Below are 8,185 nucleotides of genomic sequence, written 5' to 3'. Positions count from 1 at the left end.
ATGCTTACGGTGTGCGTAGCGATCGCCCTTTTGGAAAAACTTTTTGGTTTACTGTCTATGCTACTGGTAGCACCGGGAATAATATCCTTCTGGGAGGGAGTGGGAACGATGAGTTAGATGCTTCTCAATCTACTGGGAAAAACTTCTTAGACGGCGGCGTCGGAGACGATGAACTTTATGCTCAAAATACTATTGGCGACAATATTCTCAAGGGAGGAAGTGGGAGCGATCTATTAGATGTTTCTGGTGACGGAAAAAGTGGGGTTGCTCGTTTACAAGTTTTTGGATCTTCTGGGAAAAACCTCTTAGACGGTGGCTCTGGAGATGATGGACTTAATGCTCAAAATACCACTGGCAACAATATCCTCAAGGGAGGAACTGGGAATGATAATTTAAGTATTAACTATTCTTCCGGGAAAAACCTCTTAGACGGTGGCTCTGAGAACGATAGATTTATTGCTGAGTACAGCACTGGCAACAATATCCTCAAGGGAGGAACTGGGAGCGATTATTTCAGCCTTGATTATTCTTCTGGGAATAATTTTGTAGACGGCGGCTCTGAGAACGATACATTTAATTGTTCCCAAACCACTGGCAACAATACCCTCAATGGAGGGGATGACAATGATTTCTTCTATTTTGCCCTATCTACTCCCTCCTCTTCCTTAGTGACTCAAACGGTAGATGGAGGTGCGGATGACGATTTTTTACATGTCGATTTTGGTAATTATAATATCGAGGGAATCACCTCGACTTTCAATGCAACCACCAACCAAGGCTTAATCACGGGTGGGACATATCGAGTTAGCTACAAGAATATTGAAGGATTACAAATATATGGTACGGCCAACGCTGACACTATTGTGGGCAGTAATGGCAAAGATTTTCTCAATGGGAACGATGGCAACGATCTCCTGATTGGAGGAAAAGGCAATGATTATCTGTACGGACAAGGTGGCACTGATACCTTTAGCTTTAATACATACAATCAAGGTGTCGATAGTCTTGATGACTTCGAGGCGAGTGTTGAGCATATTCAGGTATCGGCTGCTGGTTTTGGCGGTGGCTTGGTAGCAGGTACACTTTTGGCTAGTCAGTTTACCATCGGTTCAGGTGCGACAACAGACGCTCAACGATTTATCTACGACAGTAGTGCAGGTGGACTTTTCTTTGATCAAGATGGTAGCGGTGGTGCGTTTAGTCAAGTAAAATTCGCACAATTATTAATCGGAGTCTCACTAAGCGAAGCCAATTTCGTTATTGTTGCTTAATTGTAATACAGCGTTTCTCAGTAAGATACATATTGACGGGGGAGAGGGGCTAAGGCGTGTTTTCAAACTAATCGTTTAGTCTCCTAAGTTTTTAGATCCCCCTAAATCCCCCTTAAAAAGGGGGACTTTGATAACTTTTTTGCCCCCCTTTTTAAGGGGGGTTGGGGGGATCTAAGACTTTGAAAACACGCTCTAGTGACTAGGGATTAGAGTAGAGACGTTGCATTGCAACGTCTCTACAAAAGTTTTGAAATCACCCTTTAATCTTATCCAGAGCTAAATTCAGCTTTAATACATTAACTCCAGGTTCGCCAAAGATGCCCAGAAAGCGTCCATCAGTGTTTTGAGAAATTAAAGTTTCGAGTTGGTTCGGTTGAACTCCCCGCACTTTGGCTACTCGTGCAATTTGCGCGATCGCAGCTTCGGGGGTAATGTGGGGGTCAAGGCTGGAACCAGAGGTGTAGACTAAATCGCCAGTCGGTTGCACACCTGCTTTTTTCAGACGATTGAAATCACCTTCAACTTTTTTGCTGGGGTCTGGGTCATCTTTACCTTTGATGCGTTCCATTAAGGCGGGATTACTGGGAGCCAAGTTACTAGCGCCAGAAACCCCAGTTCTCAAAACTCCCGCATCATCCTTTTTCGGATCGGCGGTGCTGTAACTGGTGGTACTAGGACGGCTGTTAAAATAGCGATCGCTACTAAAAGGTTGACCAATCAAAGCAGAACCGACAACTTGACCTGTGCTATTTTTCAGCAGACTACCGTTTGCTTGAAACGGAAACACAATCTGCCCAATGGCAATCATTGCAAAAGGATAAATAATCGCTCCAATAACCCAGAGTACCAGGGTAGAACGAACAGCTCTACTAGCTTCACGTGCAAAACTCATAGGAACATCCCCGAAACGACTAGAAACAACTTGACTTCAAACAGTGGAGGAAAGCCGAACGGCAATTTTAATTACTGTGACACAGGGAATGGTTATACCATTTGTTTGTGAGGCTGCGCCAAACCCTTTTAACTTCTTTCTTTGTGTCCTTCTCTGACGAGACGCTGCGCGAATGCGTCCTTTGCGGTTCGTTTTTCTTTCGTGTACTTATGGTTTAGCGCATCTTTATACAGAATTAGTATTACTAGAATTTCTCCGGTACAAACATTACAAAAAATAAATAGATAGAAAGTCCTAGTGTCACCAGTCCTAATAGTCCCAATCCCCAAGATTGACTGCGGGAAAGTTCTTCACCAGTAGCGGCATAGACTAGAGGTGCTAGCACTAGATTGAAACACATCGCCAAGAACAAATACAGTGGTAGCTTTTGTCTACGCCATTGACACCAGATTTCAGTTATTTCTTCTAATACTTGGGATGTCGCTAAAGCGCGGCGGATCTGAATAGGTTTCATAGTAAATTAAGACAAAGGTAGGATAATATCTATCAGTTTGATGGCAATGAAGGGAGCAACGATACCGCCAAGACCAAAGATGAAGATGTTACGACGTAACAGTTGATCTGCTGTTAAAGGTAAAAACTTCACCCCTCTGAGTGCTAGCGGAATTAGTGCCGGAATAATTAAGGCATTATAAATCAGCGCCGAGACGATCGCAGATTGGGCACTCTTTAATCCCATAATATTAAGTGCGCCGATTCCAGCTGCTGCAAAAATTGTCGGAATGATCGCAAAATACTTGGCAATATCGTTAGCGATGGAGAATGTTGTCAAGGCTCCACGAGTAATTAGTAACTGTTTACCTATGGTTACTAAGTCAATCAACTTCGTGGGGTCTGAGTCTAAGTCCACCATGTTAGCAGCTTCTTTCGCAGCTTGCGTCCCCGAATTCATCGCCACACCCACATTTGCTTGAGCGAGAGCCGGTGCATCGTTCGTACCATCTCCGGTCATTGCCACCAATTTACCCTGAGATTGTTCCGAGCGAATCACTTCAATTTTGTCTTCTGGAGTCGCTTCGGCAATGAAATCATCCACCCCAGCTTCCTCGGCAATTACCGAAGCCGTAATCCGGTTGTCACCTGTGAGCATAACGGTGCGAACACCCATGCGGCGGAGTTGGTCAAATCGTTCCCGCAGTCCAGGTTTGACTATATCTTTGAGGTAGATAACACCATAAATTTTGTCATCTTGGCAAACAGCCAAGGGTGTACCGCCTAATCGGGAAACTCGCTCATAAGCTGCGTCTATATCATCAGGAACGTTGCCGCCACGAGAACGGACAAATCCCTTAATGGCATCTACTGCACCTTTGCGGATTTGTTTGCCATCGGGTAAATTTGTACCGCTCATCCGGGTTTTCGCAGAAAATTCTACACCTTCGGCTTTGTCAATGTTAAAATCTACCGCAGCCTGGGACTTTTCTGCTAAAATCACAATCGATTTACCTTCTGGCGTTTCGTCAAACAAGCTAGCAGCTAGGGAGATTCTCGCCACATCTATCATTGAATGGTTATCCAGAGGAATAAACTCATCAGCCATCCGGTTCCCCAAGGTGATCGTGCCTGTCTTATCCAGCACCAAGGTATTGATGTCACCGCAAGCTTCCACTGCTCGACCAGAAGTCGCAATAACGTTAAACTGGGCAACTCTATCCATCCCGGCAATGCCGATCGCACTGAGCAAACCACCGATAGTTGTAGGAATTAAAGCTACCAGTAGCGAGATGAGAATAGCAACGCTAGCACCCGCCCGCAAACTGTTTCCCGCCTCAACTCCAAAGGCTGTAGTGATAAAGCTGGCGATGTAGCCAACAAATGGGGGCATAGTTGCCACCACAATCAAGAATACTTGTGTTAACACAGCCAACAATACCGTCAAAGCAATTTCGTTGGGAGTCTTGCTGCGTTCCGCCCCTTCTACCAAGGCAATCATGCGATCGATAAAGCCTTGACCAGGATCGGCACTGATTTTAATCGTCAACTCATCGGAAAGTAGGCGTGTACCGCCTGTCACCGAACTAGCAATATCTGTACCTGGTTGCTTCAATACCGGTGCAGATTCCCCAGTGATTGCCGACTCATCCACTGAGCCAATGCCTTTAATTACATCCCCATCGGCGGGAATCATATTATTGGCACTCACTTTTACCAAATCGCCCCGTCGCAGTTCTGTAGAATTGACTTGTATTACTGAACCATCGGGGAGGATTTTATTAGCGATCGTATCCGATCGCGTCGATCGCAGTGAATCAGCTTGTGCTTTACCGCGTCCTTCAGCTACAGCTTCGGCAAAGTTGGCAAAAACGAGGGTGAAAAAGAGAATAAAGGTAATCAACCCATTTAAGAGGCGTTGTTGGTTGATATCTGCTTGGATTGTGCCAAACAGATTTGGGTTGAGGGAAACAAGAAAGGTAACAATTGTCCCCACCCAAACAACAAACATCACTGGGTTTTTGACAGTAATTCGCGGATCTAGCTTGATAAATGACTCACGAATTGCTCTTTGGTAAAGTCCCCGCATATCTGTTTTGGGGGTATGCTTGCGTGAGTCACGAGTTCCAGACGGAATACGGGGTGAAGGAGAATCAGTTGTAGTTGGCATACATTAAATTTTGGGAATTGGGCGTTAGGAGTGCTGATTTAAGAGTGCTGAGTGCTGTTAGCGGATAGCTAAGGTTTAGCCCGTGCTGAGTGCTGAGTTAGGAGTTAGGAGTTAGGAGTTAAGAGTTAAGAGTTAGGAGTTCTGTTTATCTCCTTGTCCCCTTGTCTCCCTTGTCTCCCTTGTCCCCTTGTCTCCTCATCTCCCCCATCTCCCCACTCCCTAGCCGATACCTTTAGCGATAAAGAAAGCTTCGCCAATGGGGCCTAATGCTAAGACTGGGAAAAATGTAAGTGCGCCCAGGATTAAAATCACACCTGCGGTAACGCCTGTAAATAGTCCGGTATCGGTTCGCAATGTACCACTTGTGTAGGGAACAGCTTGCTTACGAGACATACTATCTGCTAAAAACAGCAAACCAATGATGGGAACATAGCGTCCGGCAATTAAACTGAAGCAAGTACTCAAGTTCCACCACAAAGCAGTTACAGTTGGTGCTGTACCTGTAGCGATCGCAAAAGGTGAAGGTTGTGAATCTCCTAAGCCTTCAAAGCCAGAACCGTTGTTAGCAGCAGCTGAGGCATATTCGTAGATGACTTGAGAAAAGCCGTGGAATCCTGGATTGCTAATCCCTGCTAGTTGGTCAGGAAATGCCAAGGCGATACCTGCGGGAATTAAAATAGCGATGGGGTGAACTAGCAAAATCAGGAAGCTAGCAAGTACCACCTCCCGCTTTTCAATCTTGCGTCCGAGAAATTCTGGCGTGCGTCCCACCATCAAACCCGTGACAAATACCGCCAGGATGCTATAGGCAAACAAGTAAGCTGTTCCTGTACCCTGTCCACCCCACATGATTTGCAGGAACATATTAGAGAGAAAAATAAAACCACCGGCGGGCATGAAGGAGTCGTGGAAACCGTTGACTGCGCCGCACATAGTTCCGGTTGTACTTACCGCAAATAATACAGATTCTGCCCAACCAAACCGGACTTCTTTACCCTCTAGGTTTGGTTGCTGACTGCCCAAAAGCGTATTTACAGTCGGATTGCCGTTGTATTCACCAATAGCAGTAACAATCAGAAATCCTACAAAAATTACACCGACCATCCCATAAAGTAACCAGGCTTGTTTGGTGTTATTTGCAAACAAGCCATAAGTGTAGATTAGGGATGTGGGAATCGAAAGCATTGCCACGATCTGAATTAAATTAGAAAATCCACTGGGATTTTCAAAGGGATGTGCTGAGTTGATGGCGAAAAAGCCGCCGCCGTTTTCCCCTAATTGCTTGATAATTTCAAAATGGGCAACTGGGCCACGAGCGATCGCTTGACTGATATTCGGATCTTCCAAAGTAGGGAATACAACTGCACCCGCCAGTGTTTCGGGAACGCCAGAGGCTATCAAGACAATCCCGCCCACAATACAAATAGGTAGCAAAATTCGGGTAATCGAGCGAATTAGGTCTACGTAAAAGTTGCCCAAGGATCTACCAGTCAATCCCCGAATAAAGGCAATTCCCACTGCTAAACCAGTCGCAGAGGAGGTAAACATGTGATAACCAAGTCCCCACATTTGGCTGCCATAGCTCATGTAGGTTTCACCAGAATAGTGCTGCTGGTTAGTATTAGTAATAAAAGAAATAGTCGTATGCAGCACTGTATCCCAAGTTGGGGCTTCTATCTTGGTTGGGTTCAATGGCAGCCATCCTTGATTCATAATAACCAAGAAAATCAGCAACCCCATTACGACGTTGCTGTATAAGATTGCCCGCCCATACTGCCAGCCGGTCATATTTTCTTTGGTTTTAACGCCAACCAAAGCATAAAGTAGTCGCTCAACCGGATTCAAAATCGGATCGAGAAAAGTACTTTGTTCTAGGTAGACCCGCGCCATATAGCGCCCAAAAACAGGAGTAATTGCTACTACAATTAGTAGCGTTAATGAAATTTGAATCCATCCTTCTAGCATGAGTTAATCAAACTCCAACCTAAGTAAATTTGAGATAAATATCAGATATTTTCCGGTTATGAATCGGAAATACGTATGAAGTATATTGGCATCCTTATTAACTAACCAACATATAGCGATGGGCTTCCTCAATTAATCATGGAGCTTTTTGGGAAAGAACACAAGGTATAAATTAATATTTAAACTCGGCCATAAAATAAATATATTTTTCTATATATAAAAGTCTTCAGAGCGTTTATCGTGATATATATCTGCAAATATAGAAAAGCGATCGCCTGAAAATCCATTGAAGAAGAATTCAGAAGTCAGAATGGGCTAAACGCCCCGCTATCGCTAACAGGAGTCAGAATCAAGATGCTCGATAGCGCCGGCGGCAAGCGACGCAGGAGCGTCTGACTCGCTTACCGCCAGCGCTATCCGCTTTTTCGGTCAAAATTCATTCTGAATTCTGACTCCTGACTTTAGCTTGTGTACCTCACTAACTTGAAATTCGCTGTAAAGTCACTGGGTCTGATTCTAATATTAAGCCCTACCTAGATCCTTTCGAGGTAGGGCTTTTGTTTTTATAACTGGAGCCGATATGTAATCATCTGTAAAGTGCGATCGCAGTGGCGAATTTAGCCGATTGTTAAAGCTGGTTCTTCACAGAAGTTAAATAGGGCTGACTCGCTTTCTGATTCATCTTCAAACACAGCAGAGATATACCATTCACAGGGCGAATCATTAGTATATTCAGCCCAAGCAATTGTTACTGTTTCACCCGATGGAATCCCTGAATCACTCAAGGTAAATGAAGCCCAGTCTTCATCATCGAGAGATACCCACAACTCTGTAATTGCTTGTTCGGTATCATTGGTAACAGTAAAGGTGAATTGATCTGACATAAATAGCCTTGCCTTTTAGCGATAAATAAATTGCAGATTGTCAGTCACCGATTATACTGTCACTTTTGTAAAAGATTTTCATAACAACTGCCAGAATGCATACTCAGAAATTCTTTGAAGCTTTTTTAGCTCAAATTAAATTTCTTAAAGAGTGTTAAAAATCTGACATCAAATAGAATTCAGGAGTCGAATTCAGAATTCAGAATGAATTTTGACCGAAAAAGCGATAGCGGGGCGTTTAGCCCATTCTGACTTCTGAATTCTTCTTCAATTTTTGGGATTCCGTCTTAATACAGTTCATATTTCATTAACTGACAAGGTAGCGCTCCGTTATACACGGCAATTCGCTGGGATGATTTTAGTCCAATGGATTGAGACAGTTCTTTGTTACCACTGAGGACAAATGCAGTCCAGCCTTTGAAGCGTTGTTTTAGCACATCACCCAAAAGTTTATAAAACGCCCCTAAATCACTATCTCGCCCCAGCCGTTCGCCATAAGGTGGATTGCAGA

The 8,185-nt window shown here is 44.3% G+C and carries 6 protein-coding genes and 1 pseudogene; 1 reads left to right on the top strand and 6 read right to left on the bottom strand.

Translation table 11 applies throughout. The features are described 5' to 3' along the window. A partial coding sequence (locus HWQ37_RS30870; RefSeq protein WP_363318221.1) for a calcium-binding protein occupies nucleotides 1–1,271 on the top strand: 1,271 nt, incomplete at its 5' end. Nucleotides 1,272–1,524: 253 nt separating this feature from the next. On the opposite strand, the gene kdpC is transcribed toward HWQ37_RS30870, so the two are convergent. From kdpC to HWQ37_RS30840, 6 genes and pseudogenes are all read right to left on the bottom strand, one after another. Beyond that, nucleotides 1,525–2,163 carry a K(+)-transporting ATPase subunit C gene (kdpC, locus tag HWQ37_RS30865; protein ID WP_292754415.1) on the bottom strand — a complete coding sequence of 213 codons (639 nt, stop codon included), beginning with the start codon at nucleotides 2,161–2,163 and terminating at the stop codon, nucleotides 1,525–1,527. Between the two features lie 244 nt (nucleotides 2,164–2,407). Then, nucleotides 2,408–2,677, bottom strand: a complete 270-nt coding sequence (locus HWQ37_RS30860) for a potassium-transporting ATPase subunit F (RefSeq protein ID WP_292754413.1) — start codon at nucleotides 2,675–2,677, stop codon at nucleotides 2,408–2,410. A 6-nt stretch (nucleotides 2,678–2,683) separates the two neighbouring features. Further along, complete coding sequence (gene kdpB, locus HWQ37_RS30855; protein ID WP_292754410.1) at nucleotides 2,684–4,825, bottom strand: potassium-transporting ATPase subunit KdpB; 2,142 nt, start codon at nucleotides 4,823–4,825, stop codon at nucleotides 2,684–2,686. A 219-nt stretch (nucleotides 4,826–5,044) separates the two neighbouring features. Then, nucleotides 5,045–6,790 carry a potassium-transporting ATPase subunit KdpA gene (kdpA, locus tag HWQ37_RS30850; protein WP_292754408.1) on the bottom strand — a complete coding sequence of 582 codons (1,746 nt, stop codon included), beginning with the start codon at nucleotides 6,788–6,790 and terminating at the stop codon, nucleotides 5,045–5,047. 617 nt (nucleotides 6,791–7,407) lie between these two features. Then, nucleotides 7,408–7,674 carry a hypothetical protein gene (locus HWQ37_RS30845; RefSeq protein WP_292754405.1) on the bottom strand — a complete coding sequence of 89 codons (267 nt, stop codon included), beginning with the start codon at nucleotides 7,672–7,674 and terminating at the stop codon, nucleotides 7,408–7,410. Between the two features lie 287 nt (nucleotides 7,675–7,961). After that, a pseudogene (locus HWQ37_RS30840) lies at nucleotides 7,962–8,185 on the bottom strand (RNA methyltransferase); the annotation flags it as partial.

This window comes from Nostoc sp. NMS4, from assembly GCF_017115095.1.
Lineage (GTDB): Bacteria > Cyanobacteriota > Cyanobacteriia > Cyanobacteriales > Nostocaceae > Nostoc.
Note: the sequence above shows the minus strand (reverse complement) of the source record. Positions and strands in the feature narration are given on the sequence as shown.

Excerpts from the sequence above, each read along its gene's own strand:
- kdpC (WP_292754415.1), bottom strand. The coding sequence starts at position 2,163 with ATGAGTTTTGCACGTGAAGCTAGTAGAGCTGTTCGTTCTACCCTGGTA.
- HWQ37_RS30860 (WP_292754413.1), bottom strand. The coding sequence starts at position 2,677 with ATGAAACCTATTCAGATCCGCCGCGCTTTAGCGACATCCCAAGTATTA.
- kdpB (WP_292754410.1), bottom strand. The coding sequence starts at position 4,825 with ATGCCAACTACAACTGATTCTCCTTCACCCCGTATTCCGTCTGGAACT.
- kdpA (WP_292754408.1), bottom strand. The coding sequence starts at position 6,790 with ATGCTAGAAGGATGGATTCAAATTTCATTAACGCTACTAATTGTAGTA.
- HWQ37_RS30845 (WP_292754405.1), bottom strand. The coding sequence starts at position 7,674 with ATGTCAGATCAATTCACCTTTACTGTTACCAATGATACCGAACAAGCA.